The sequence below is a fragment of the Streptomyces sp. NPDC006476 genome, assembly GCF_040612015.1.
Taxonomy (GTDB): Bacteria; Actinomycetota; Actinomycetes; order Streptomycetales; family Streptomycetaceae; genus Streptomyces; species Streptomyces griseorubiginosus_B.
The window spans coordinates 1-1,045 of sequence record NZ_JBEXPK010000329.1; the positions used below are offsets into that span (position 1 = coordinate 1).

The window sequence follows — 1,045 nt, forward strand, 5'->3', positions numbered from 1 at the left end:
GCAGCTCCCGCACAGCTTCGAGCTGGGGAAGAAGCGGTCGATCACGACGAGTTCGCGCCCATACCAGGCGCACTTGTACTCCAGCATCATGCGCAGGTCCGTCCAGGCCGCATCCGAGACGGCGCGCGCCAGGCGGCCGTTCTTCAGCAGGTTGCGGACGGTCAGGTCCTCGATCACGACCACTTGGTTCTCGTGGACGATGCGCGAGGTCAGTTTGTGCAGGAAGTCCCGGCGCCGATCGGCGATCCGCGCATGGATGCGGGCAACCTTCCTGCGGGCCTTGGCCCGGTTCGCCGAGCCCTTCGCCTTGCGCGACAGCTCCCGCTGGGCGCGGGCCAGGCGGGCACGGTCCCCGCGTTCGTGCCGGGGGTTGGTGATCTTCTCCCCGGTGGACAGGGTCACGAGGGAGGTGATCCCGGCGTCCAGGCCGACCGTGTTCGTGGTGGCGAGCGCGGGCGTGATGGTGTCCTCGCACAGCAGGGACACGAACCAGCGTCCCGCCGCATCCCGGGACACGGTCACCGTGGTCGGCACCGCGCCCTCGGGCAGCGGACGCGACCAGCGGATGTCCAGCGGATCCGTCATCTTCGCCAGCGTCAGCCGCCCCTCGCGCCAGGTGAAGGCACTGCGGGTGTACTCGGCCGACGCACGGGACTTCTTCCGGCTCTTGTACCGGGGGTACTTCGCCCGCTTGGCGAAGAAGTGGGCGAACGCCGTCTGCAGATGCCGCAGCGCCTGCTGCAGCGGAACGGAAGACACCTCGGTCAAAAAGGCCAGCTCCCCGGTCTTCTTCCACTGCGTCAGGGCGGCGGAGGACTGCACGTAGGAGATCCGGCGCTGCTCGCCGTACCAGGCCCGGGTGCGCTCCTCCAGCGCCTTGTTGTACACCAGGCGGACACAGCCGAACGTACGCGACAGCTCCGCCGCCTGCTCGTGGGTGGGGTAAAAGCGGTACCTGAACGCCCGCTTGACCTGCCGTGCCATACCTCACACCGTATCAGATTCCGTGTGAGCCCTAGGTATCGGTCGGCTGCCGGCAAACGCC

1 protein-coding gene is annotated in these 1,045 nt (G+C 68.0%); it reads right to left on the reverse strand.

The features are described from left to right. On the reverse strand, positions 1-984 hold a 984-nt coding region (locus ABZZ74_RS54350; protein WP_356951476.1), incomplete at its 3' end, for an RNA-guided endonuclease TnpB family protein. Between the last annotated feature and the right edge of the window lie 61 nt (positions 985-1,045).